This window comes from Marinobacter sp. L-13 (genome assembly GCF_056857715.1).
Genome location: NZ_JBSXNQ010000064.1, coordinates 210,282 through 231,594, shown reverse-complemented (window position 1 = coordinate 231,594; position 21,313 = coordinate 210,282). Strand labels below are relative to the sequence as shown.

The following is a 21,313-nucleotide window of genomic DNA, read 5'->3' as shown; positions in this document are numbered from 1 at the left end:
AGCCCTCTCTGCCATCTACCTGCACTTCGCTATCGTAGCGATTAAACCGGTTGTGGGACTCCAGCCGACATAAAAGGTATAATCGCCGGATCGAATTTTTCCGGCTTTATGCCGCTCAATTGTCACGGAGTCCCCATGGCCGAACGCAAGGCTCGGGTAGAGAGAAATACCCTTGAAACCCAGATCACCGTTGAGATTGATCTCGACGGAACCGGCAAATCCAGTTTCGATACCGGCGTGCCGTTTCTGGAGCACATGATGGACCAGATCGCCCGCCACGGTCTGGTGGATCTGAATATCGTTTCGAAGGGCGACCTGCACATTGATGACCACCACACCGTGGAAGACATCGGCATCACCCTTGGCCAGGCCTTCAAGCAGGCGGTTGGCGACAAAAAGGGCATTCGCCGCTACGGCCACGCTTATGTCCCGCTGGATGAGGCGCTCTCCCGAGTCGTTATCGATCTGTCCGGTCGCCCGGGCCTGATGATGGATGTGCCGTACACTCGCGGTGCCGTGGGTGGCTTTGACGTCGACCTGTTCGAGGAGTTTTTCCACGGCTTTGTGAACCATTCCATGGTGACCCTGCACATCGACAATCTGAAGGGTAAAAACACCCACCATCAGATTGAAACCGTGTTCAAGGCCTTCGGCCGTGCCCTGCGTATGGCGATTGAAATGGACGAGCGGATGGCCGGTATTACACCGTCTACCAAGGGTTCGCTGTAAACGCCTCGTCGCCAGAAGGCTCGCTTTAACCGGTCATGTTTGACCGGTCAATCAAGGACACCGCAACAACCATGAAAACCGTTGCCATTATCGACTACGGCATGGGCAATCTTCACTCTGCCAAAAAAGCAGTGGAGCACGTTGCCCCGGACACCACCGTGCTGGTCACCGACAACGCCGAAAAAATCCGTGAAGCCGATCGTGTCATCCTCCCTGGCGTTGGTGCCATTCGCGACTGTATGGCCGAAATGCATCGTCTCGGGGTAGTGGATCTGGTTCGTGAGGTCTCTCAGGATCGCCCGTTTCTTGGCATCTGCGTGGGCATGCAAGCCCTGATGTCCCGCAGTGAAGAGAACGGCGGCGTTGACTGCATCGGCCTGTTTCCTTCGGAAGTACGCTATTTCGGTGACCACCTCACGGAAAACGGCGAGCGCCTGAAAGTGCCCCACATGGGCTGGAACCAGGTGCAGCAGACCATTGATCACCCCCTTTGGCATAACATTCCCGAGGGTGACCGTTTCTACTTCGTGCACAGCTTCTACGCAGAAGCCGAGGGCAACGCCGATATGGCAGGCCGCACCCGCTATGGGGTGGACCTTGCGGCAGCAGTCGCGCGAGACAATATTTTTGCAGTGCAATTCCACCCGGAGAAAAGTGCCCGGGCGGGCCTGCAGTTGCTCGAGAATTTTACAAACTGGACTGGAAAATGCTGATAATTCCTGCAATCGATCTGAAAGACGGCAAATGTGTACGCCTGCGTCAGGGCCGGATGGACGACTCCACGGTGTTTGGTGACGATCCTGTCGATATGGCCACCCGCTGGGTGGAAGCCGGCGCCCGCCGGCTGCACCTGGTTGACCTGAACGGCGCCTTTGCCGGTGAGCCGGTCAACGGCGAGATTGTCCAGGCCATTGCCCGTAAATACCCGGATCTTCCCATCCAGATCGGTGGTGGTATCCGGTCGGCAGAAACCATCGAAGCCTACCTGAAGGCCGGTGTGCAGTGGGTCATCATTGGCACCAAGGCCGTGAAAGAGCCGGAATTTGTCACTGAGATGTGCAAAAAATTCCCGGGTCACATCATCGTCGGCCTGGACGCCAAAGACGGTCGTGTGGCCACCGATGGCTGGGCGGAGGTCTCGGAAGTGATGGCTACCGATCTTGCCAAGCGCTTTGCCAACGACGGCGTGGACGCGATTGTGTATACCGATATCAGCCGAGACGGCATGATGCAGGGCGTTAATGTGGAAGCAACAGCCGCACTGGCAGAAGAGGGCGGAATTCCGGTTATCGCCTCTGGTGGCGTGACCAATATGGATGATCTGAAACGCCTGGCTACCGTGGCGGACAAGGGCATCCTTGGTGCCATCACGGGTCGTGCGATCTATGAAGGCACCCTGGATGTCGCTGAAGCGCAGGCTTTCTGCGACGGTCTGAAGGGGTAAGGGCGGCTTATGGCTCTGGCGAAACGCATCATTCCCTGCCTCGATGTCGATAAAGGCCGCGTGGTGAAGGGCGTCAATTTCGTTGATATCCGCGATGCCGGCGACCCGGTGGAAGTGGCCCGTCGTTACAATGAGCAGGGTGCCGATGAAATCACCTTCCTCGACATCACGGCCAGCCATGAGAGCCGTGACACCACCTACGAGACCGTTGAACGAATGGCGGCGGAAGTCTTCATTCCGCTGACTGTCGGCGGTGGTGTGCGTACCGTGGATGACATACGCAAGCTCCTGAATGCCGGCGCAGACAAGGTGTCGATCAATACCGCAGCCGTGTTCAACCCGGAGTTTGTCCGGGAAGCGGCGGACCGCTTTGGCAGCCAGTGCATCGTGGTGGCCATTGATGCCAAGCGGGTGAGTGAACAGGGCGAGGAGCCCCGGTGGGAAATCTTTACCCACGGTGGCCGCAAGCCCACAGGGCTGGATGCCGTGGAATGGGCCCGCAAGATGGTGGAAATGGGCGCTGGTGAGTTACTGCTGACCAGCATGGACCGGGACGGCACCAAGATCGGATTTGATCTCGGGCTGACCAAAGCCATCAGCGATGCTGTGATTGTGCCGGTGATTGCCTCAGGCGGTGTCGGAGAGCTGCAGCACCTAGCTGATGGCGTGACTCAGGGCGGTGCCGATGCGGTATTGGCGGCGTCAATCTTTCACTTCGGACAGCACACCATTCCTGAAGCGAAGGCCTTCATGAAGGCTCAGGGCATAGAAGTCCGCGATTAATCCTTCTTTGCAAAAGCAGGTCGAATGGCCTGCTTTTCTCCTTCCGCAAACATCTCCCGATTGCCGTTGCGCATGGCCCAAAGGCCGCTGACCGTGGCAATGGCGATGCCTTGCTCATCCAGTTTGGGTAGGTGCTTCTCCAGGTAATCCACGGTGACTTTGTGAGGATGGCCAATGCCGATGGCGCTACCGTTTTCTTTGGCGCGCTTGATCAGCAGTTTGAACTGGCGGTCCACAAACTCTTCGGTCTGTTCGTGGTCGAGAAACACGTCCCGGGTCATGGTCGGAATGCGGTACGCCGCTGCGACATCACCGGCCACGGATGAGGCGATGGTGCGGCTGTCGATAAAGTACACGGGGTAGCGGAACAGCTCTTTCATGACCCAGTCCATGGGCTGCAGCTGCTGGGTCAGCAGGCTGCCCATGTGGTTGTTCACGCCCTGGACATGGGGAATCGACTGCAAGGCACGGCGAAGGGTGGTCACCATGCTCTGTTCGTCCATCTCGGGGGTCAGGCCGCCCGGGCCCAGGCCATAGTTGCGGGTGTTGGCCATGGGGGCGTGCAGCATGATTTCCTTGTGCTGCTTATAGGCGAGCCGGGCCAGGCTGTCCGTGTGTGGACGGTAGGGCAGAAAAGCGAGTGTCAGCGGCTGATCCAGGTTTGCCAGTCGCTCACCTTCAACAAGGCTGTGGCCCATGTCATCAATAATGATGGCAATGGTGGGCGGCAGTGCTTTTCGGGCCGGCTCCGCGGACACCGTGCCGGCGGTAAAACAGAATGCTACGGCCAGCAGAGTACTGACTACTCTCACTGATCGCTTCCTTCTGCCTTGGCGCTCTTGTTCGGGTTCAGAATCCGGATTCCCTTGAGCAGGTTCAGTGCCGAGCGTAGCTGATAATCCCGGTCGGCAAGAGAACCGGTTGCGTTCTGGGCATCATCGTTTCCATCCTGGTCCTGCCCCTCGTTCTGCCCTTCAAGGTGCCCGCTCAGATCCGCTTCGGTGAAGAACGGCTTGCTGTCGAGCTCCTTGAGTTCCGCCGGCCGTACTTCAATATCGGGTTTGATGCCGGTGGCCTGGATGGAGCGGCCATCCGGTGTGTAATAGCGCGCGGTAGTCATCTTGATGGCGTGGGTCTCATCCAGCGGAATGACCGTCTGGACGCTGCCCTTGCCAAAGGACTTTGTGCCCATCACCACAGCGCGCTCATGGTCCTGAAGCGCGCCGGCGAGGATTTCTGAAGCAGAGGCGGAGCCGCCGTTGATCAGCACGACAATAGGCGTGCCTTCCATGATGTCGCCCGATCGCGCGCTGAAGCGCAGGCGGGAACTCTGGATGCGGCCCTCGGTGTAGACGATCAGTCCGTCATCAAGCAGGGCATCTGCGGTCTCTACGGCCGCCTGCAGCACCCCGCCCGGGTTGTTGCGCAGGTCGATAACAAGGCCGTCAAGATCGCGTCCGAGTTCGTCTTCCAGTCCGTTGAGGGCATCCTTGAACTGCGAGCCGGTATCCGCCTGGAACTGGGTAATGCGAACATAACCGTAACCATTTTCCAGCATTCGGGATTTCACGCTGGTGACCTTGATAACGTCCCGTTCCACTTCGATTTCGATGGGAGCGCTTTCCCCCTCACGCATAATGGTGAGCGTCAGGATCGAGCCGGGTTTGCCCCGCATTAGCTGGACAGCCTCTTCCAGGCTCATGCCTTTAACCGGTTTTTCATCCAGCTTGATGATCAGGTCCCCCGCCTGAACCCCTGCCTTCTGCGCTGGCGTGTCGTCGATGGGGGCAATCACTTTCACAAAGCCGTTTTCCATGCCCACTTCAATGCCCAGCCCGCCGAACTCGCCGGAGGTGCTCTCTTCGAGCTCTTCGTAGTCCTTGGGTGCCAGGTAGGTGGAGTGAGGATCGAGGTCTGACAGCATGCCTTTAATGGCGCTTTCGAGGAGTTTGCGATCGCTTACTTCCTCGACGTACGCATCTTTGATGCGGCTGAATACCTCGGTGAACTTGCGGAGGTCTTCCAGTGGCAGCTGCTTCTCCGGATCCGGCAGGCTTATTTCCACGCGTTCGCCGTTCTGGATGCCTTCCAGCAGCTGCTCGGTGGCGGCGTCTTTATCCTGGGCCCAGGCCAGTCCGGAAGCGGTTGCGAAACAGGTAGCGAGAGCAATGCTGCGTAATGGCAAGGCGTGGAGTGTACTTCTGACCCGTTTCATTCACATATCCCGTTTTTATTCCGATAGTTGGACTGGTTTCCCTGACTCCGAACAGTATGGCGTTACCTGCGGCGTTTGTCAGCCCTCCCGGGGGCTCTCAGTTTGCCAGCCATCGGCCAGGGTTGTCGGGTTTACCATTGTGCCGGACTTCAAAGTAGAGCGCCGGGGAATCTGTGCCGCCGGTACGGCCCGCCTGGGCAATGGGTTCGCCGGCAGCCACCCAGTCGCCTGGGCTGGTAAACAAGCTGCTGCTGTGGCCGTACAGGGTCATGTAGCCGTCGCCGTGGTCGATGATGGTGATCAGGCCAAAGCCCCGAAGCCAGTTGGCAAACACCACCCGGCCATAGTGTATGGCACGGATCTCCGCTTCGTCCCCGGTTCCGATCAGCAGGCCGTTGCGACGGAGTTTGCCGTCGGCATAGCGCTCTCCGTAGCGGCTCAGGACCTGTCCCTTTACGGGCCAGGGCAGTTTGTTACGTAATGAGGCGAAGGGCTGGGATTCATTGGGTGAGGGGATGTTGTTGATCGCCTGCTGCACTTCCGCCAGCAGGTTTTCAAGCCGTTTGCGGTCGGATTCCAGTTCTTCCCGCTCGCTGCGCCGGTTCTGGATGTCGGCATTGAGGGCGGCCAGTGTCTGTTGGCGCTCCTTTCTCGATGCCGTCAGTTCCTGCTGGCGTTTAGCGACGTTTTCCTCAGTTCTGGCCAGTTCAACCCGGGTTGATTGCACGGCAGCCTGTGTGCTTCTGAGTTCTTGCAGGCTTTGTCTGAACGCCTCCAGGCGGTCGACTGTGTCCTTGCTAAGGTATTCGTAGTAGGTCATGGTCCGGGCGATCTTGTCCGGATCAATTTCGTTAAGCAGTACCTTTACGGCTGGCGCATCGCCTTCCATCCAGGCGGCGCGGATCTGCTTCTTGAGACTGTCCCGCTGGCGGTCAAGGGTTCGGGTGAGCTCCTGCGCCTCGCTTTCCAGTTCACGGAGCCTCTGCTGCTGCTGTTCGGCCTGCTGGCGCAGAGAGCGGCGTTCACGGGTCAGGCGGCTGATATTCTTTTCGGTCGCGGCAAGTTGCCGCTCCAGGGAGGAGCGGTCCTCTTCGGCGTCCTCCAGCCAATCGTCGATGTCCTCAATGCGTTCCTTGAGTTCCTCGATCTGAGCCGGGGTTACATCCTGTTGGGCTGTAGCCGGCGCTGCGCCCAGAAGGAGGGCGAGCGCCAGAATCGCGTGGAGTTGCAAGGGTTGGTTCCGTTCCCGGATCAGCCGATCTCAACCAGGCTGTGCCCGGTCATTTCCTTCGGTTGCTCCATTCCCATCAGGGCTAGGAGAGAGGGCGCAACGTCGCTCAGGCTGCCGTCGTTCTTCAACACAACTTTGCGGTGGCCGGTGTATACCAGTGGCACCGGGCCGATGGTGTGGGCAGTGTGAACCTGGCCTGAATTCGGATCGGTCATCTGTTCGCAGTTGCCGTGGTCAGCCGTGATCAGAGCTTCGCCGCCTACCTCATCCAGGGCCTCGACAACGCGTTTCACGCATTCGTCCAGGCATTCGGCCGCCTTGATTGCAGCGTCCAGCTTGCCGGTGTGACCAACCATGTCGCCGTTGGCATAATTGCAAACAACCAGATCGTACTTGCCGCTCTTGATCGCTTCCACCAGCTTGTCGGTTACCTCTGGTGCGCTCATTTCGGGCTGCAGATCGTAGGTCGCCACCTTGGGGGAGGGCACAAGAATGCGCTCTTCACCGTCGAACGGTGTTTCCAGGCCGCCATTGAAAAAGAAGGTTACGTGGGCGTATTTCTCTGTTTCGGCGATGCGCAACTGGGTCTTGCCCTGCTTCGCCATGTATTCGCCAAGGCCATTGGTAAGCTGTTCGGGCGGGTAGGCGCAGGAAGTTTTGATGTCCGCCGCATACTCGGTCAGCATCACGAAGTCGGCCAGTTCGGGGTGCTTCTTGCGCTCGAATCCGTCGAAGTCCTTCTCCACAAAGGTGCGGGTCATTTCCCGGGCACGGTCGGCACGGAAATTCATGAACAGCACCGTGTCACCATCGTTGATCGTTCCCTCGGGCTCGCCCGGAGCGTGGATCCGGGTTGGCGTTACAAACTCGTCGTTTTCCCCGCGCTCATAAGCCTGTTCCAGCCCGGATACCGGATCGGCCGCAGTGAACTCCGCGGTGCCCTGGGTCATCAGGTTGTAGGCCGCTTCCACGCGGTCCCAGCGGTTGTCGCGATCCATGGCATAGTAGCGGCCCACGATCGAGGCAACGCGGCCGACGCCGAGGCTCTTCAATTTGGCCGCGGCCTTCTCCAGGGATGGTTTTGCGCTGCGGGGCGGCATGTCACGGCCATCGAGGAAGGCGTGGATGTAAACTTCCTTCGCGCCACGTGCGGCGGCAAGTTCGGCAGCGGCAATAATGTGGTCTTCGTGGCTGTGTACACCACCGGGCGACATCAGACCCATGAGATGAACGGCTCGGCCGCTTTGGACAGCCTTGTCGATCGCTGAGCAGAGCACTTCGTTCTGCTGGAAAGTGCCTTCTTCCAGATCTTTGTCGATACGAGTAAGGCTTTGATAGACCACGCGCCCTGCGCCCAGGTTCATGTGGCCAACTTCCGAGTTACCCATTTGCCCTTGCGGCAGCCCAACAAACATACCCGATGTATTGATCAGGGTTTTGGGCTGGTTTTGCCAGAGTTTGTCCCAGAACGGGGTGCTGGCATTGCTGATGGCATTGTCTTCAGCCGGGTCGCGATGGCCCCAGCCGTCCAGGATAATCAGTGCAGTCGGCTTGCGCATTGCAGTCATCATTAAGTCCGGAAGTAAAATGTTAGTAAATTTACTAAAACGAAAACGAAGTTTATCTATTTTCGCATTTACTGGCCACTTTCGTCACCTTCTGTCCGGGGAGCAGGCTGTGTATAATCCCGCCAAACTCATTATCAGGGTAAATTCATGGACCGGTTGTTTGAATTTGTCGTTAACCACTACATTCTTGTGTCGCTGTTCGTGGCATTCCTGGTTGCCATTCTCATTCTGGAGTCCCGTCGTGGCGGTGCCAAGATCTCGGCCCAGGGTGCGGTCAATCTGATCAACAAGGATGAAGCCGTTGTAGTCGACATCCGGGACCGCAAGGAGTTTGGTGAGGGCCGCATTACCGGCTCGATCAACATTCCCCTGAACAGCCTGAAGAGCCGGGTTGGTGAGCTGAGCAAGTTCAAGGACAAACAGATCATCGTTGCCGACAAGATGGGCCAGCATTCTGCCATGGCGGTTAAACAGCTGAACGCGGAAGGCTTCAGCAATGTGGTTCGCCTGAACGGCGGCGTTGCCGACTGGAAAGCCAGCAATCTTCCGCTGGTGAAGAAATAGAGCGGCCCTTGATCTGAAGATCATTCTGCCGCACTGTTTCACATAAGCCGGCCCGGCGCCAACGTAAAATGTCCCGGCAGCACACTTCATAACATCCCATAACAGCGGGCCCCGAGCCCATGATCGAGAACGAAAGGATTGAAAATGGCTGAGAATCAGCAAGCCGCAGCAGGCAGTGACAACCAGAACCAACCCCAGTTTGCCCTTCAGCGCATCTATGTGAAGGACCTGTCTTTTGAGTCACCCAACTCTCCGCTGGTATTTCAGGAGCAGTGGAAGCCGCAGGTGAATCTGGATCTGAATACGTCTCACAACAAGGTCAGCGACAACCAGTACGAGGTTGTGCTTTCCCTGACCGTCACCGCGAAAGTGGGTGAGAAGGTAGCTTACATCGTCGAGATCCAGCAGGGCGGCGTGTTCCTGGTGCAGGGCATCGAAGGCCAGCAGCTGGGCCAGATGCTGGGCGCCTACTGCCCGACCATCCTGTTCCCGTATGCGCGCGAAGCGATCGACGGTATTGTGAGCAAGGGCAGCTTCCCGGCCCTGATGCTGGCGCCGGTGAACTTCGACGCCATCTATGCCCAGGCGCTCAAGCGCAAGCAGGAAGAAGCTGCTGGCGAGGCAAGCGAAGAGCAGCAGACTCACTGATCCGAACCACTGTGATCAGATATAAAAAAACCGGCTCAGGCCGGTTTTTTTATGTCGCTCCGTTAAACCCCAGCTGCCGCCAGGCCTCGTAAACCGCCAGGGCTGCGGTATTGGAGAGATTCAGGCTGCGGCTATGCGGTTGCATGGGAACCCGCAGGCGATGCTCAGGCAGCAACCCCTCGCGGACATCAGCGGGAAGGCCGCGGGTTTCCGGGCCGAACATCAGGTAGTCGCCATCCTGGTAGCTCACTTCGTGGTAATGGGCGCTGCCTTTGGTGGTGAACCCGAACAGGCGTCCGGGTTGCTCGCTGGCCAGGAAGTCCTGGTAACTCTTGTGGATCCTGACCGTTGCGTACTCGCTGTAATCCAGCCCGGCCCGCCGCATCTGTTTGTCTTCCAGGTTAAAACCCAGCGGTTCAATCAGATGCAGCTGGCAACCGGTGTTGGCGCAGAGCCGGATGATGTTGCCGGTGTTCGGCGGTATCTCCGGCTCGTACAGCACAACGTGGAGCATGAAGCTTAGCGCTCGACGGCCAGGGCAACGCCCATGCCGCCACCGATGCACAGTGTGGCCAGGCCCTTGTGAACATCGCGGCGAACCATTTCATGCAGCAGGGAGACCAGAATGCGGCAGCCGGATGCGCCGATGGGGTGGCCCAGGGCAATGGCGCCGCCGTTCACGTTAACCTTGCCGGTGTCCCAGCCCATGTCGCGATTTACAGAAATAGCCTGGGCTGCGAAGGCTTCGTTGGCTTCCACCAGGTCCAGATCTTCCGTGCTCCAGCCGGCAAGCTTCAGACACCGCTGGCTGGCCGGGATCGGGCCGGTGCCCATAATCGTCGGGTCCACGCCTGCGTTGGCGTAGGCCTTGATGGTGGCGATCGGAGTCAGCCCCAGTTCTTTCGCTTTCTCGGCACTGCAGACCATCACGGCTGCGGCGCCATCGTTGAGGGATGAGGCGTTGCCGGCGGTAACGGTGCCGTCTTTCTTGAAGGCCGCACGGAGTTTGCCAAGCCCCTCGGCAGTGACGCCGTCGCGGGGGCCTTCATCGCGGTCAACGACAATCGGGTCGCCCTTACGCTGGGGAATGGAGACCGGAACAATCTGCCCATCGAAATAGCCGGCTTCGCGAGCGGCGGCGGCCTTCTGCTGGGACGCCGCTGCAAACTCGTCCTGCTCGTCCCGGCTGATGCCGTATTTCTCGACGATGTTCTCGGCCGTGATGCCCATGTGGTAATCGTTGAAGGCGTCCCACAGGCCGTCCTTGATCATGGTATCCACCATGGACCAGTTGCCCATCCGCTGGCCATTCCGGCTGTTGGGCAGCACATGGGGCGCCTGGCTCATGCTCTCCTGGCCACCGGCGATCATCATCTCGGCGTCGCCACAGCGGATGGCCTGTACCGCCATGTGAACCGCTTTCAGCCCTGAGCCGCAGACCTTGTTGATGGTCATGGCGGGCACCGACGCTGGAATGCCGGCGTTAATGGCAGACTGGCGAGCCGGGTTCTGGCCAACACCGGCGGTAAGAACCTGACCCAGTACCACCTCGTTGATCTGGTCACCGGCAACGCCGGTTTCTTCCATTAGTGCCTTGATGACGGCGGTTCCCAGCTGGTCTGCGCTCAGGCTGGAAAGACCTCCGCCAAAGGTTCCGATAGCAGTACGGCGGGCGGCAACAATAACGACATCACGCATGGGAATTCTCCGGATCAGTGGCGCGCGCGGGATTGGGGCCGGCGCGAACAGGATTGAAAACTGCTGGCATTGTATCCGGAAAGCGGTCACCGGCCAAAGATCAGGTCCGTCATGCGCGGGTTGTACTACATGTTCAGGCTTCGGCCGCCATCAACAGAGACGATTTGCCCGGTGATAAAGGGCGCATCGCAGATCAGGAACGCAATGGTTTCGGAAATATCGTCAGGGTTGCCGGTGCGGGCCAGTGGCGTCTTCTGAAGGATTGCCTGTTGGGCGGATTGATCCATCTCGGCTTCGCCCTCTGGCCAGAGGATTGCGCCTGGCGATACGCCGTTCACGCGCACGTCCGGCGCCAGGTCTTTTGCCCAGGAGCGCGTCAGGGCAGCCAGGCCGGCCTTGGTGGCGCAGTACAGCGGGTGATCATCGATAGGCCTTTCACTGTAAATATCGATCAGATTTACGACGCTGCCGCGGTTTCGCCGAAGTTCGGCCAGGCATCCCTGAAGCAGGAAAAATGGGGCCCGTAGGTTGGTGTTCAGGATTGTGTTCCAGTCGTCTTCGGTGGCGTCTGCGGTCGGGGTGGGGTAGAAGACCGATGCATTGTTCACCAGTGCGTCCAGTCGGCCCCACTGTGCGATGGCGTCACTGGCCAGCCGGTCCACTCCAGTTAACTGGCTCAAATCCGCCTGCAGGGCGCAGGCGGAGTCGGGCCGTTGGCGGTTCATCTGCGCAATCAGTGAGTTCGCCTGCTCTTCCCGGGTCCGGTAGTGAATCACCAGGTTCCACCCTCTTTCGTGAAGTGTCCGGGCAGTCTGTGCGCCAAGACGGTGGGCTGCGCCGGTGATCAGGGCAACAGGCGTTGTGGACGGCATGGTGCCTCCTCAGTGGTTGGTCGGGGCGACGGCGTCGCCGATGCGTTTCAGGCGTTCAGTCCGGATTGCGCTGCCCAGTTCCTTGCCTTTATACCCTTGCGCCAGGAGGGTTCTCGGCTCAACGCCGGTCGCCGCTTCCGAGGCGGTTCGCAGCAGGTCCAGTGTGAGGGAATCGCCCGGCAAGGCGCACTCGAGCACCTTCGTGAGTTGCGAAAAACGTTCCGGGCGGCGCCAGACGTCCGCCTGGTCGAGCAGGTCCAGAAGCGTTTCGGCTTCCGGGCTTTGCGCATCAATGTCCCGGATCTGGGGTGTGAAGGCAGTAACCAGTCGCGCCAGATTCTGACAGTCATTGGGTGCCTTCAGGGCTTTGCCCCTGTCCTTTGCAACAGGGGCATCCAGGGGGGAGAGCAGGGCCGCAAAACGCTCCTCCGTCTCGGCGTGCAAGCGGCGGTGGACGCAGCCAAGTGCCGCCATCGCGAGTTGAAAGACTTTTTCCGAAGCTAATTCCGGAACAAGAACCTCAAGGGCGCCGCAGTCACGAAGAACTTCGAAAAAGGCCTCGGGCGCCTGTTCATGCAGCGCCCGCTGGAATTCTTGCCAGACCCGTTCGGGCACCAGGTGGTCTACTTCTCCGCTATCCACCATGCGCTTCATCAGGGCCATGGTCTGGTCGCACACGGAAAATCCCAGCGGGTGAAAGCGGGCTGCGAACCGGGCTGTGCGAAGAATTCTCAGGGGGTCCTCGGCGAAGGCCTCCGAGACATGCCGAAGCTTGCGATCTTCAATATCTCTGCGGCCTTCAAAGGGGTCGACCAGATCGCCGTTTTCAGCTTTTGCCATCGCATTGATGGTCAGGTCCCGGCGCTTCAAATCCTGCTCAAGGGTGACGTCGGGCGCGCTGTAAACAGTGAAGCCGTGGTAGCCGCGCCCCTGTTTCCGCTCGGTGCGAGCCAGGGCATATTCTTCCCGGGTTCGGGGATGCAGAAATACCGGGAAGTCCGCGCCCACCTGCTTGAAGCCGTTGGCTAGCATTTCCTTTGGAGTTGCGCCGACCACCACCCAATCCCGGTCCTTGACCTCAAGGCCGAGTAATTCGTCACGAACGGCACCGCCAACCAGATAGGCCTGCATGAAATCGCTGATTCCTTTCGGGAGTGTGTCGGTGGATTATCCGGTTCCCGGGCAGGGCAGGCAAACCTGTGACGCATGAGGGCCATAAAAAAGCCCGCCCGGATTGCCCGGGCGGGCTTTGATTGGAGCTTGGGGTCAGATGAAATCTTCATCTGACCCCACTTTCAGCTTTCCATCAGAACGCGGTGCCAAGCTCCAGGGCGGCACCGGCATCTGCATCGCTGTACAGGGCGCCGATATCGAGGCGGACGCCGACAATGTTCAGTCCGAGACCTGCCGTGAACTGGGTTTTCTCTTCAATGCCGTCGTTGTCATCGTTGCTGGCCAGGTTGTGGCGAACACCCACCCGCAACTGGGCGTAACGGAAGGCGTCGAATTCGGCGCCAAGGGCTGCCCACTGGGTGTCGTCCTCAAAGCCAAAGGCTTCCTTTTTGGTCAGGTCCACTTCCGCGGTGATAACGTGGTATTCGCTCTTGTGCGCGATGCCCGCTGTAACCATCGGGTCCAGCTTTAATGTGCGAACTTCCTCTCCGAGCAAAGGCCGGCTCGCAGCGGAGTCGAGCTCCATGGGGATCAGGTTTTTAACGACAATTCCGGTGTTCCACTGGTTGGAATCACCAAAGCTGTAGGCTGCGCCCACGTCGAGGTTGAAGCCGCTCTTTTCAGTCTGATACTGGTCATCGTCGAATTCGTCATCTTCGAAACCGGAAACCGCTTCCGTGTACTGGAAGGTGCGCAGCTCCACGTATTTCGGCGACAGGCCAAGCTGGAAGCTGTTGCCATCCTGTAGCTCAAAAGCCCGTGCGAAGCTGATGCCCACTTCCCCGACGGCGGATGCCAGTATTTTTCCTTGTGATGTCAGGTTCAGGGTGCCATTCGTACTGATCTGGTCGACGGCATTCTGAACGTCCTGGGCCGTTGCTGCAGTGGCAATCGCATTCAGTGCGGTAATATCCTGATCGGACACGTCACCACGAACGGTTGCTGTCAGGTTTGCATTGGTAAACACGCCGACAGCCAGAGATTGTCCCGGCACAGCCAGGCCCAGCCCTAGACCGGCGTTCACTCGCATGGTGTCCCTGTCGAATTCGGTCAAACGGTCGCTGAGATCGGCGGCGCCGTCCTGAATACTTTGTGGGTCGTCGGTATTGGGATCAAAACCGGAAACCAGCGATTCAAGATCAGTGATTACATCCTGGATATCATCCACCTGGTCAACTGTTTCTTCCTCATCCGCTGCGCGAGCATTCACCGAGGGCAGCATCAACCCAAAATCATCGTTCCAGCTGTGGTGATCGGAGGCCATCATCGCTGGGTTATCCATCGGCGCTGATGATGGTGTTGCTACAGCGACGCCAGTGCCACCCATGGCAAAAGAGCGGGCAGACATAAACGACTGCGGGCTGGCCAGTGCAGAACTGGTGGCAATGGAAAGACCAATAGCCAGAGAAAGTTTGGTCAGGCGATATCCGGTCATGAAGAATCCTGTCAGGTAAAAAGGCAAAATAGATGTTACGTACCTGAAAGGGTAAGGCAGAACCTTATCCAGCTCATGACGCATGGGGTAACGGTTTGTTTTTGATGTGTAAACAGAGGCAGTTTTTTGCCGCATAGGGATTGCAAAACAATACGGTTGGGAGTTGTTGATCGGAATATCAGGCAGTTAGAAAAACTGGCGTAGTTTTTTCATGGGAAACCGGAAATGACGTTTTCTGGAGACACGCAATGAACCTTCGCTGGATACTTATGCCTCTGCTGGCAACAACGGTGGCTGCTTGTGCGCCGGTTGGCAGTTATCAGGGGGATAACGGCAACCAGTCCCGCCAGGATACGATGCTGGAGCCAATTACTGTGCGGGTGAGCGGTCTGGGGACCTATGAGGATGTTGCGGCCGACCGTTCAAATACCCGCAAACGTCTGATGGCCCGGCGGGCCTCCCAGCTGGACGCCTACCGGAATCTCGTTGAACGGGTCTACGGTACTGTCGTGTACGGCAGTTCCACCGTTAATGATTTTGTGCTGCGCAACGACACCTTCAGAACCTATGTGGACAGCTACATTCGCGGCGCGAAGTTGGTCGCGGTCAACGAGCACAGCGACGGTGTCTTCGAAACGGTGATGGAACTGAAGCTCGAGCCACGTTTCCGGGCCTGTGTGGCCAAGGTTGCTGATGATCAGGTGCAGGATCTCTGCCCGATTCCCATGCCGCAGGAAAATGACAGCGTGGGCGATGTGCAGAGCAAAGGCGTGGATTCCCTGTATTACCTTGATTGATCGAGAGTATAGAGAGTGTAGGGAGTATCGAGAATTATGAAACGCTTGCTGTCACTGGCTGTGCTCGGAGTTCTGGCGCTCTTCGTGGTTTCTGCCGCCCATGCGGTGGTTCTGGAAGGCGTGGGCCATGCCAATATCCACAATGGCAACCTGGAAGCCGCCCGGGCTGAGGCCCGCAAGGCCGCAATCCGGGACCTTTCCCTGCAGTATGAAGCCAGGGTTAGCACGCACGACACCATGAAAAACGGCGTGATCACTGAGTCACGGATGGATCTGGCGTCAAGCGCCAGAGCCCGGAATGTGCGGGTAATTGATGAGTACCAGAGTGGCAATCTGTTGCGGGTGATTGTCCGGGGCGATATCAGCGAGAGTCGCAGCCAGTGTGGATCTGGAGATTCCGGACGCCTGAAAAAGCGCGTCGCAGTGACCGGGTTTCCTGTCCTGTATCCGGACCAGGCCAGAGTCGGGCGGATTGATGACGCCGGCGAAATCTTGCCGCAACAACTCCAGCAGCGTTTGGTGGCTCAGGGCGGATTGCAGGTCTTTGGTGCGACAACCTCACGGATGTTCACGGATCTGCTGAACGCGCCTACGGTACAACAGGGCGACAATCGATTGACCAATGTACTGGAACTGGCCCGTGAAATGGGCGTTCAGTTCGTAGTGACAGGCGTTATCCGGGATCTTGGCGTTGCGGATCCGTCAGCGTGGGGCACCTCCGTGCTGGATAAAATGCAGCGGGGCATCGGGGCGGTAGATCAACGGCGCCGATTTGCGGCTGATCTCGTTATCTTCGACGGCTTCAGTGGCGCGCCGGTCTATCGTCAGAGATTTGAAGCCGCGGCCGATTGGGATGCCGGGCCTGGCAGTTCAGCAGGGTTCGGCTCTGCCGGCTTCCAGAAAACCGCCTACGGTCAGGCTGTCGAGAATGTTATCGCAGACATGGCGATGGCAGTAACGGATGCATTGGCGTGTCAGCCCTTCATGACCAGAATTGCGCGGGTAGACGACTTTTCTGTAACGCTGGAATCCGGGGCTACAGCAGGCCTCAGGCCGGGTGATGAGTTGAAGATCTATCGCAGCAAGCGCTACCTGGAATCACCAGATGACTCACCAGAATTGCAGGACAGCGACTTGTCAGTGACGCTCGAAAAAGTTCAGCCGCATTTTAGCCGGGGTACCATGCCGCAACTGGGCGGCATCGTGAATATCCAGAGAGATGATATAGCGATTATCTGGTAGGGCTGACGGGCATCAATTGCTGGCGTTGGCCACCTCGGCGGCCGCAATGTCGCGGATCTTGCCAACCATCGCCCTGAGCCCGTTGCCGCGGGTCGGGGAAATGTGCCGGAACAGGTCCAGCTGCTCGAATAACTCATCAATGTCCGTGGCCAGCAGGTCCCTCGGGGTTTTGCCGTTAAGGGCGACCAGGATGATGGCAGCTAGTCCACGAACAATCATGGCGTCGGAGTCAATCAACAGGTACAGCCGGCCACTGTCTTCATCGTAATGATGAATCAGCCAGACTTGGCTCTGGCAGCCATGAACATAGTTTTCTTCAACCCGGGATTCCTCGGGAAACGCAGGAAGCTGCTTGCCCAGATCAATGATAAAAGCGTAGCGCTCTTCCCAGTCGTCCAGCAGCTCGAAGCCATCGAGAACGTCATCCAGGGTGGTGTCTTTACCCAAGGGGTTGTTCAGAAAGTCCTGTTCACTGGCAGTCATTTACAGCATTCCCAGTTCGAGTTTGGCTTCGTCGGTGAGCATTTCGTTGCTCCAGGGCGGATCGAAGGTCAGTTCAACGGTCACCTTGTCCACATTGGGCACATGCTCGAGCTTGGTTTTCACATCTTCGGTTATCACCGGGCCCATGCCGCAGCCGGCGGCAGTCAGGGTCATCAGCACGTACACATGGTTGCCGTCTTCGGTGCCATTTTCAATCCTGCACTCGTAAATCAGGCCCAGATCCACCACGTTCACCGGAATTTCCGGATCGTAGCAGTTCTGCATGGCTTCCCAGACCTGGTTTTCGTTGACGGTGCCGTCTTCCGGGGTTTCAAAGCTGCTTTCCAGGGGTTTCTTGCCGAGCGCGTCGGCATTGTGGCCTTCAATCCGGGCAAGGTTACCGTTAACAGCGACCGTAAAGGTGCCACCCAGCGACTGCGTAATGGTCACAAAGGTGTCCGACGGAATCATGATTTCGGTTCCGGAAGGAACAAGGCGGGCTTCCACCTCGCGTTTGGTCAGGACCACTTCCCGTTCTTGCATGCCTGTTCGGGCCTCGCTCTTTTCAATCTTTATATCGGATTACGCGACGGTAAAACTCTCGCCGCAACCGCACTCTGCGGTGGCGTTCGGATTGCGGAACTGGAACATGGAGTTCACGCCCTCCGTCACAAAATCGATCTCGATGCCGTTCACCAGCGGCAGATGCTCTTCTTTCACGAAAACATCGACGCCATCAATGTGAAACACCTTGTCGTCGGCGGCGGTGTCTTCCACCCATTGGGTTTCGTATTTGAAGCCGGAGCAGCCACTTTTCTTGATGGCCAGCCGAATGCCCTTGGCGTCCGGCTTTTTCTCCAGCTGTTTGCGCACGTGCTTGACCGCGCTGGGCGTCATGGTGACGGCGACGGTCGGGGTGAAGACTTCGGCTGTCATAATTCCACCTCCATCAGGCAAACAGACGCTGGACTTTCTGCAGGGCGGTAAACAATGTATCCACCTCGTCCAGAGTATTGTAGAACGCGAATGAAGCCCTGGCTGTACCGGGAACTCCATAGAAATCCATCAGCGGCATGGCGCAGTGGTGGCCGGTGCGGATCGCAATTCCCTGCTGATCCAGCAGCGTGCCTATATCACTGGGGTGCAGGCCCGCAATTTTAAAGGATATAACCGGCACTTTGTTTTTTGCCGTACCGATAATCTCCATGCCGGGTACGGTTTCCACCAGCTGGTTGGCCCGCTCAAGCAGGGCGGTCTCGGCCGCTTCCATGGCGGAACGATCCAGGCCGTTCAGGTAGTCGATGGCGGCTCCCAGTCCGACTGCCTCGGCAATGGCCGGGGTGCCTGCCTCGAATTTATAGGGCAGGGTATTCCAGGTGGTCCGTTCAAAGGACACTCGTTCGATCATCTCGCCGCCGCCCTGGTAGGGAGGCATTTCCTCCAGCAACTGGGCCTTACCGTAAAGCACGCCAATACCAGTGGGGCCAAACAGCTTGTGCGATGAGAACACGTAAAAGTCGCAGCCCAGCGCCTGAACGTCCGGCTGGTAATGAGGTACCGCCTGGGCCCCGTCCACCAGGGTGATGATGCCGTGGGCCTTGGCCTGTTCAATCAGGGCCGCCACCGGGTTCACCGTGCCAAGCACGTTGGAAACGTGGGTGATTGCCAGCACCCGGGTCTTCTCATTGAGCAGGCTGGTGAAGGACTCGAGGTCCAGCTCGCCTTCCGGTGTCACCTGAACAGGCACCACTTTCGCACCCGTGCGCTCGGCAATCATCTGCCAGGGCACGATGTTGGCGTGGTGTTCCATGTGGCTCACCAGGATCTCGTCACCAGCCTTCAGGCGCGGGGCGAGCCCATTGGCAACTAGGTTGATGGCCTCGGTCGTGCCGCGGGTCCAGATAATTTCCCGGGTGCTTTCGGCGTTCAGGAAGTTTCGAACCGTCTCGCGGGCACCCTCGAAGGCGGAGGTCGCACGGTCTCCCAGCGTATGGGCGCCCCGATGGACGTTGGAGTGCATCTCACGGTAATACCGATCCATGGCATCCAGCACAGCCTCCGGCTTCTGGGCCGACGCACCGTTGTCCAGATACACCAGGGGCTTTCCGTTTACCTGCTGGGACAGGATCGGGAAATCCCGGCGAATCGCGTCCACGTCGAAGGTGGTGCGCTTGGCGGTGCTTGCCACGGACAGATCGGTCATAACCGGTTACGCCTCCTGAAATGTCTGTTCGAAGAAGTGGTTCAGACGGCCCTGGACCGTCTCCCGCACTGCTTCAACCGGAATCTGCTCGACCAGCTCGTTGATAAAGGCCATGGTGAGCAGAACGTTCGCCTGACGCCGGCCGATACCCCGTGAAACCAGGTAAAACAGCGAGATTTCGTCAAGCTGGCCGATGGTCGCGCCATGGGCACATTTCACGTCATCGGCATAGATTTCCAGTTCCGGCTTGGTGTCAATCTCTGCCCCGTTGGACAGCAGCAGGTTCTTGTTGTTCATATCCGCATTGGACTTCTGGGCGTCCTGATGGATATGAATCCGGCCATTGAACACGGCGTGGGACTGGTCCGCTGCGATATTCCGATAGGTTTCTTCGCTGTTGCAGTGGGCAGCCACGTGCTCGATGGTGGTGTGGTTGTCGTAGTGCTGTTTGCCCTGGGTAACAACTACCCCGTTGAGCTTGCACTCAGCGCCTTCACCTTCAAGCCGAACCTGCAGATCGTGCCGGCGCAGGGGGCCACCAAACCCAACGGTATGGCTTTCAAACCGCGAGCTGCGCTGTTGCAGGACGCCGGTGGAGCCAATGTGCTGGACGTTCTCGCCTTCCATGTTCAGGCGAATGCTGGTGATGTTGGCGCCGTCGGCCACATTGAATTCAGTGACGGTATTGACCATGACCTGGGCCGAGCCGCTGGAGATGTACTCCTCCACCAGCGTAATCTGGCTATGACGGCCGGCATCCACGAAAATGCGCGGGAAAGCCGAACCGCTGGCCTCGGCCGTTACCTCGTGAACAATGAACAGCGGCTGGTCGAGCACTGCGTCCGGCTTCAGGCGAATCAGCAGGCCGTCTTCAAAACGGGCTGAATTCAGCCGGGCCATCTGAACCGCCTTGTTGTCCAGGGTGCTGTCCAGGCGATCCGCCAGATCGCTGGCTTCCTCATCGCTCAGATCGCCGAAGCTCTTGATGCTGATGCCGTCCAGATCCGGATATTCGCAGGCCTCTGGCATCATTACACCGTTAAGGAACGCAACCTTGTAGCCGGGCACTGCCAGGCCGCTGCCGGTCTTGCCATCCGCCGGCAGGGAGATGGCCATGTCGTCGGTCAGCTTCAAGTACTTGCTGGAGTATTTCCAGTTTTCGGTTTTCCGGGTCGGCAAGGGCATGTCGACCAGAGCGGTTCCACGCTGCTTACGCAGGGCGAGCAGGGGCTCCGGCAGGGACTGCCCGGCCGGGTGCAGGAACGCGGTGGAAAGAGTGGGTGCTGGTTTCATTCCGCGACCTCCTTAGTTGGCTGAACTGTCGGCAGTTTCTTCATCCTTGATGCCCAGCCAGCCGTAGCCGCGTTCTTCCAGCTCCAGCGCCAGCTCGCGGCCACCGGATTTGATGATCTTGCCGCCCGCCAGAACGTGCACGTAGTCCGGCACAATGTGGTTCAGCAGACGCTGGTAGTGGGTCACCATCAGGATGGCGCGGTCTTCCGCGCGCAGAGCATTCACGCCGTCAGAAACAACCTTCAGGGCGTCGATATCGAGCCCGGAGTCGGTCTCGTCGAGAATTGCCAGCTTCGGCTGCAGCAGCAGGGCCTGCATGATCTCATTACGCTTCTTCTCACCACCGGAGAAGCCTTCGTTGACGCCCCGCTTCAGGAACGCCGGATCCAGATCCACCTGCTTGGAAATTTCTTTGGCGAGCTTCATGAACTCCGCCGCGTTCATCTCGTCTTGGCCCTTGTGCTGGCGCATGGCATTCACGGCGGTGCGCAGGAACTGCAGGTTGCTCACCCCGGGGATCTCCACCGGGTACTGGAACGCCAGGAAAATGCCTTCGCGGGCACGCTCTTCAGTTTCAAGTTCCAGCAGGTTGTCGCCGTTCAGGGTGATTTCACCCTCGGTAACTTCAAATGCTTCGTTGCCTGCCAGCACCTGCGACAGGGTGCTCTTACCAGAGCCGTTGGGGCCCATGATGGCGTGAACTTCCCCGGCCTTGATTTCCAGGTTGATGCCCTTGAGGATTTCTTTGCCCTCAACGGATGCGTGCAGGTTCTTGATGCTCAGCATTTGTAGCGTCTCTCTCATTTAACCGTCTGAATTCTGTTGCCTGCCCCTAACTGGGCGAAGTCAGCCATCGGGCAGGCCCTTCCGGGATACGCTGTAAATACATCCCTGTACGCTCGACGAAATCATCCCTGATTTCGACGATCCCGGAA

Annotated in this window: 23 protein-coding genes; 8 read left to right on the top strand and 15 right to left on the bottom strand. The window is 58.4% G+C overall.

Going from position 1 to position 21,313, the window contains the following annotated elements; genetic code table 11:
- Positions 1–135 precede the first annotated feature (135 nt).
- The 4 genes from hisB to hisF all read left to right on the top strand — a co-directional run bounded on the left by hisB (position 136) and on the right by hisF (position 2,956).
- A complete protein-coding gene (hisB, locus tag AC13DD_RS17580; protein ID WP_007153401.1) occupies positions 136–729 on the top strand; it encodes an imidazoleglycerol-phosphate dehydratase HisB in 594 nt (197 codons plus the stop codon).
- A gap of 71 nt (positions 730–800) precedes the next feature.
- The gene (hisH, locus tag AC13DD_RS17575; protein ID WP_482931534.1) at positions 801–1,442 is read left to right on the top strand and encodes an imidazole glycerol phosphate synthase subunit HisH; all 642 of its coding nucleotides are present in this window, start codon (positions 801–803) and stop codon (positions 1,440–1,442) included.
- Positions 1,436–2,173, top strand: coding sequence for a 1-(5-phosphoribosyl)-5-[(5-phosphoribosylamino)methylideneamino]imidazole-4-carboxamide isomerase (hisA, locus tag AC13DD_RS17570; protein ID WP_014578248.1), 738 nt, complete (start codon positions 1,436–1,438; stop codon positions 2,171–2,173). Before hisH ends, hisA begins: the two co-directional genes overlap by 7 nt.
- Before the next feature lie 9 nt (positions 2,174–2,182).
- The gene (hisF, locus tag AC13DD_RS17565; protein WP_008169318.1) at positions 2,183–2,956 is read left to right on the top strand and encodes an imidazole glycerol phosphate synthase subunit HisF; all 774 of its coding nucleotides are present in this window, start codon (positions 2,183–2,185) and stop codon (positions 2,954–2,956) included.
- Here hisF and AC13DD_RS17560 read toward each other — a convergent pair.
- The 4 genes from AC13DD_RS17560 to gpmM form a co-directional block, all read right to left on the bottom strand.
- Positions 2,953–3,768, bottom strand: coding sequence for a divergent polysaccharide deacetylase family protein (locus AC13DD_RS17560; protein ID WP_008169319.1), 816 nt, complete (start codon positions 3,766–3,768; stop codon positions 2,953–2,955). The two genes, hisF and AC13DD_RS17560, sit on opposite strands and share 4 nt — an antisense overlap.
- The gene (locus AC13DD_RS17555) at positions 3,765–5,171 is read right to left on the bottom strand and encodes a S41 family peptidase (RefSeq protein ID WP_008169320.1); all 1,407 of its coding nucleotides are present in this window, start codon (positions 5,169–5,171) and stop codon (positions 3,765–3,767) included. The genes AC13DD_RS17560 and AC13DD_RS17555 overlap by 4 nt, the downstream gene beginning before the upstream one ends.
- A gap of 97 nt (positions 5,172–5,268) precedes the next feature.
- The gene (locus AC13DD_RS17550) at positions 5,269–6,402 is read right to left on the bottom strand and encodes a murein hydrolase activator EnvC family protein (protein WP_008169321.1); all 1,134 of its coding nucleotides are present in this window, start codon (positions 6,400–6,402) and stop codon (positions 5,269–5,271) included.
- Between the two features lie 20 nt (positions 6,403–6,422).
- Positions 6,423–7,970 (bottom strand): 2,3-bisphosphoglycerate-independent phosphoglycerate mutase, encoded by a 1,548-nt coding sequence (gpmM, locus tag AC13DD_RS17545; RefSeq protein ID WP_008169322.1) that lies wholly within the window; start codon positions 7,968–7,970, stop codon positions 6,423–6,425.
- A 147-nt stretch (positions 7,971–8,117) separates the two neighbouring features.
- On the opposite strand from gpmM, the gene AC13DD_RS17540 reads away from it, so the two are divergent.
- Together AC13DD_RS17540 and secB are read left to right on the top strand one after the other, a co-directional pair.
- Positions 8,118–8,534: a rhodanese-like domain-containing protein gene (locus AC13DD_RS17540; protein ID WP_008169323.1), complete on the top strand. Its 417-nt coding sequence runs from the start codon at positions 8,118–8,120 to the stop codon at positions 8,532–8,534.
- A gap of 144 nt (positions 8,535–8,678) precedes the next feature.
- Complete coding sequence (gene secB, locus AC13DD_RS17535; protein ID WP_008169324.1) at positions 8,679–9,182, top strand: protein-export chaperone SecB; 504 nt, start codon at positions 8,679–8,681, stop codon at positions 9,180–9,182.
- A 49-nt stretch (positions 9,183–9,231) separates the two neighbouring features.
- On the opposite strand, the gene trmL is transcribed toward secB, so the two are convergent.
- The 5 genes from trmL to traF all read right to left on the bottom strand — a co-directional run bounded on the left by trmL (position 9,232) and on the right by traF (position 14,360).
- Positions 9,232–9,696, bottom strand: a complete 465-nt coding sequence (gene trmL, locus AC13DD_RS17530; protein WP_008169325.1) for a tRNA (uridine(34)/cytosine(34)/5-carboxymethylaminomethyluridine(34)-2'-O)-methyltransferase TrmL — start codon at positions 9,694–9,696, stop codon at positions 9,232–9,234.
- A gap of 5 nt (positions 9,697–9,701) precedes the next feature.
- Positions 9,702–10,880: an acetyl-CoA C-acetyltransferase gene (locus tag AC13DD_RS17525; protein ID WP_008169326.1), complete on the bottom strand. Its 1,179-nt coding sequence runs from the start codon at positions 10,878–10,880 to the stop codon at positions 9,702–9,704.
- Positions 10,881–11,005: 125 nt separating this feature from the next.
- The gene (locus tag AC13DD_RS17520) at positions 11,006–11,752 is read right to left on the bottom strand and encodes a pteridine reductase (RefSeq protein ID WP_008169327.1); all 747 of its coding nucleotides are present in this window, start codon (positions 11,750–11,752) and stop codon (positions 11,006–11,008) included.
- A gap of 9 nt (positions 11,753–11,761) precedes the next feature.
- On the bottom strand, positions 11,762–12,883 hold the full coding sequence (locus AC13DD_RS17515) for a tRNA nucleotidyltransferase/poly(A) polymerase-related protein (RefSeq protein WP_092032103.1): 1,122 nt from the start codon (positions 12,881–12,883) through the stop codon (positions 11,762–11,764).
- Between the two features lie 175 nt (positions 12,884–13,058).
- The gene (traF, locus tag AC13DD_RS17510; RefSeq protein WP_008169329.1) at positions 13,059–14,360 is read right to left on the bottom strand and encodes a conjugal transfer protein TraF; all 1,302 of its coding nucleotides are present in this window, start codon (positions 14,358–14,360) and stop codon (positions 13,059–13,061) included.
- Between the two features lie 248 nt (positions 14,361–14,608).
- On the opposite strand from traF, the gene AC13DD_RS17505 reads away from it, so the two are divergent.
- Together AC13DD_RS17505 and AC13DD_RS17500 are read left to right on the top strand one after the other, a co-directional pair.
- Complete coding sequence (locus tag AC13DD_RS17505) at positions 14,609–15,157, top strand: LPP20 family lipoprotein (protein WP_062781091.1); 549 nt, start codon at positions 14,609–14,611, stop codon at positions 15,155–15,157.
- Positions 15,158–15,193: 36 nt separating this feature from the next.
- Positions 15,194–16,399, top strand: coding sequence for a flagellar assembly protein T N-terminal domain-containing protein (locus AC13DD_RS17500; protein WP_273157032.1), 1,206 nt, complete (start codon positions 15,194–15,196; stop codon positions 16,397–16,399).
- 12 nt (positions 16,400–16,411) lie between these two features.
- On the opposite strand, the gene AC13DD_RS17495 is transcribed toward AC13DD_RS17500, so the two are convergent.
- Genes AC13DD_RS17495 through sufC form a run of 6 tightly spaced genes read right to left on the bottom strand, consistent with a single transcriptional unit; the run spans position 16,412 to position 21,164 of the window.
- The gene (locus AC13DD_RS17495; RefSeq protein WP_008169334.1) at positions 16,412–16,882 is read right to left on the bottom strand and encodes a SufE family protein; all 471 of its coding nucleotides are present in this window, start codon (positions 16,880–16,882) and stop codon (positions 16,412–16,414) included.
- Positions 16,883–17,425, bottom strand: a complete 543-nt coding sequence (sufT, locus tag AC13DD_RS17490; protein ID WP_008169336.1) for a putative Fe-S cluster assembly protein SufT — start codon at positions 17,423–17,425, stop codon at positions 16,883–16,885.
- A gap of 39 nt (positions 17,426–17,464) precedes the next feature.
- Positions 17,465–17,818 carry a HesB/IscA family protein gene (locus tag AC13DD_RS17485; RefSeq protein WP_008169339.1) on the bottom strand — a complete coding sequence of 118 codons (354 nt, stop codon included), beginning with the start codon at positions 17,816–17,818 and terminating at the stop codon, positions 17,465–17,467.
- A gap of 13 nt (positions 17,819–17,831) precedes the next feature.
- A complete protein-coding gene (locus tag AC13DD_RS17480) occupies positions 17,832–19,085 on the bottom strand; it encodes an aminotransferase class V-fold PLP-dependent enzyme (RefSeq protein ID WP_014578230.1) in 1,254 nt (417 codons plus the stop codon).
- Positions 19,086–19,091: 6 nt separating this feature from the next.
- Positions 19,092–20,378, bottom strand: coding sequence for a Fe-S cluster assembly protein SufD (gene sufD / locus AC13DD_RS17475; protein ID WP_008169342.1), 1,287 nt, complete (start codon positions 20,376–20,378; stop codon positions 19,092–19,094).
- A gap of 12 nt (positions 20,379–20,390) precedes the next feature.
- A complete protein-coding gene (gene sufC / locus AC13DD_RS17470) occupies positions 20,391–21,164 on the bottom strand; it encodes a Fe-S cluster assembly ATPase SufC (RefSeq protein ID WP_008169344.1) in 774 nt (257 codons plus the stop codon).
- Positions 21,165–21,313 lie beyond the last annotated feature (149 nt).

What these genes read in the sequence shown, in the direction of transcription:
- hisB (WP_007153401.1), top strand. Translation starts at nt 136, where the DNA reads ATGGCCGAACGCAAGGCTCGGGTAGAGAGAAATACCCTTGAAACCCAG.
- hisH (WP_482931534.1), top strand. Translation starts at nt 801, where the DNA reads ATGAAAACCGTTGCCATTATCGACTACGGCATGGGCAATCTTCACTCT.
- hisA (WP_014578248.1), top strand. Translation starts at nt 1,436, where the DNA reads ATGCTGATAATTCCTGCAATCGATCTGAAAGACGGCAAATGTGTACGC.
- hisF (WP_008169318.1), top strand. Translation starts at nt 2,183, where the DNA reads ATGGCTCTGGCGAAACGCATCATTCCCTGCCTCGATGTCGATAAAGGC.
- AC13DD_RS17555 (WP_008169320.1), bottom strand. Translation starts at nt 5,171, where the DNA reads ATGAAACGGGTCAGAAGTACACTCCACGCCTTGCCATTACGCAGCATT.
- gpmM (WP_008169322.1), bottom strand. Translation starts at nt 7,970, where the DNA reads ATGACTGCAATGCGCAAGCCGACTGCACTGATTATCCTGGACGGCTGG.
- AC13DD_RS17540 (WP_008169323.1), top strand. Translation starts at nt 8,118, where the DNA reads ATGGACCGGTTGTTTGAATTTGTCGTTAACCACTACATTCTTGTGTCG.
- secB (WP_008169324.1), top strand. Translation starts at nt 8,679, where the DNA reads ATGGCTGAGAATCAGCAAGCCGCAGCAGGCAGTGACAACCAGAACCAA.
- trmL (WP_008169325.1), bottom strand. Translation starts at nt 9,696, where the DNA reads ATGCTCCACGTTGTGCTGTACGAGCCGGAGATACCGCCGAACACCGGC.
- AC13DD_RS17525 (WP_008169326.1), bottom strand. Translation starts at nt 10,880, where the DNA reads ATGCGTGATGTCGTTATTGTTGCCGCCCGCCGTACTGCTATCGGAACC.
- AC13DD_RS17520 (WP_008169327.1), bottom strand. Translation starts at nt 11,752, where the DNA reads ATGCCGTCCACAACGCCTGTTGCCCTGATCACCGGCGCAGCCCACCGT.
- AC13DD_RS17515 (WP_092032103.1), bottom strand. Translation starts at nt 12,883, where the DNA reads ATGCAGGCCTATCTGGTTGGCGGTGCCGTTCGTGACGAATTACTCGGC.
- traF (WP_008169329.1), bottom strand. Translation starts at nt 14,360, where the DNA reads ATGACCGGATATCGCCTGACCAAACTTTCTCTGGCTATTGGTCTTTCC.
- AC13DD_RS17505 (WP_062781091.1), top strand. Translation starts at nt 14,609, where the DNA reads ATGAACCTTCGCTGGATACTTATGCCTCTGCTGGCAACAACGGTGGCT.
- AC13DD_RS17500 (WP_273157032.1), top strand. Translation starts at nt 15,194, where the DNA reads ATGAAACGCTTGCTGTCACTGGCTGTGCTCGGAGTTCTGGCGCTCTTC.
- AC13DD_RS17495 (WP_008169334.1), bottom strand. Translation starts at nt 16,882, where the DNA reads ATGACTGCCAGTGAACAGGACTTTCTGAACAACCCCTTGGGTAAAGAC.
- sufT (WP_008169336.1), bottom strand. Translation starts at nt 17,425, where the DNA reads ATGCAAGAACGGGAAGTGGTCCTGACCAAACGCGAGGTGGAAGCCCGC.
- AC13DD_RS17485 (WP_008169339.1), bottom strand. Translation starts at nt 17,818, where the DNA reads ATGACAGCCGAAGTCTTCACCCCGACCGTCGCCGTCACCATGACGCCC.
- AC13DD_RS17480 (WP_014578230.1), bottom strand. Translation starts at nt 19,085, where the DNA reads ATGACCGATCTGTCCGTGGCAAGCACCGCCAAGCGCACCACCTTCGAC.
- sufD (WP_008169342.1), bottom strand. Translation starts at nt 20,378, where the DNA reads ATGAAACCAGCACCCACTCTTTCCACCGCGTTCCTGCACCCGGCCGGG.
- sufC (WP_008169344.1), bottom strand. Translation starts at nt 21,164, where the DNA reads ATGCTGAGCATCAAGAACCTGCACGCATCCGTTGAGGGCAAAGAAATC.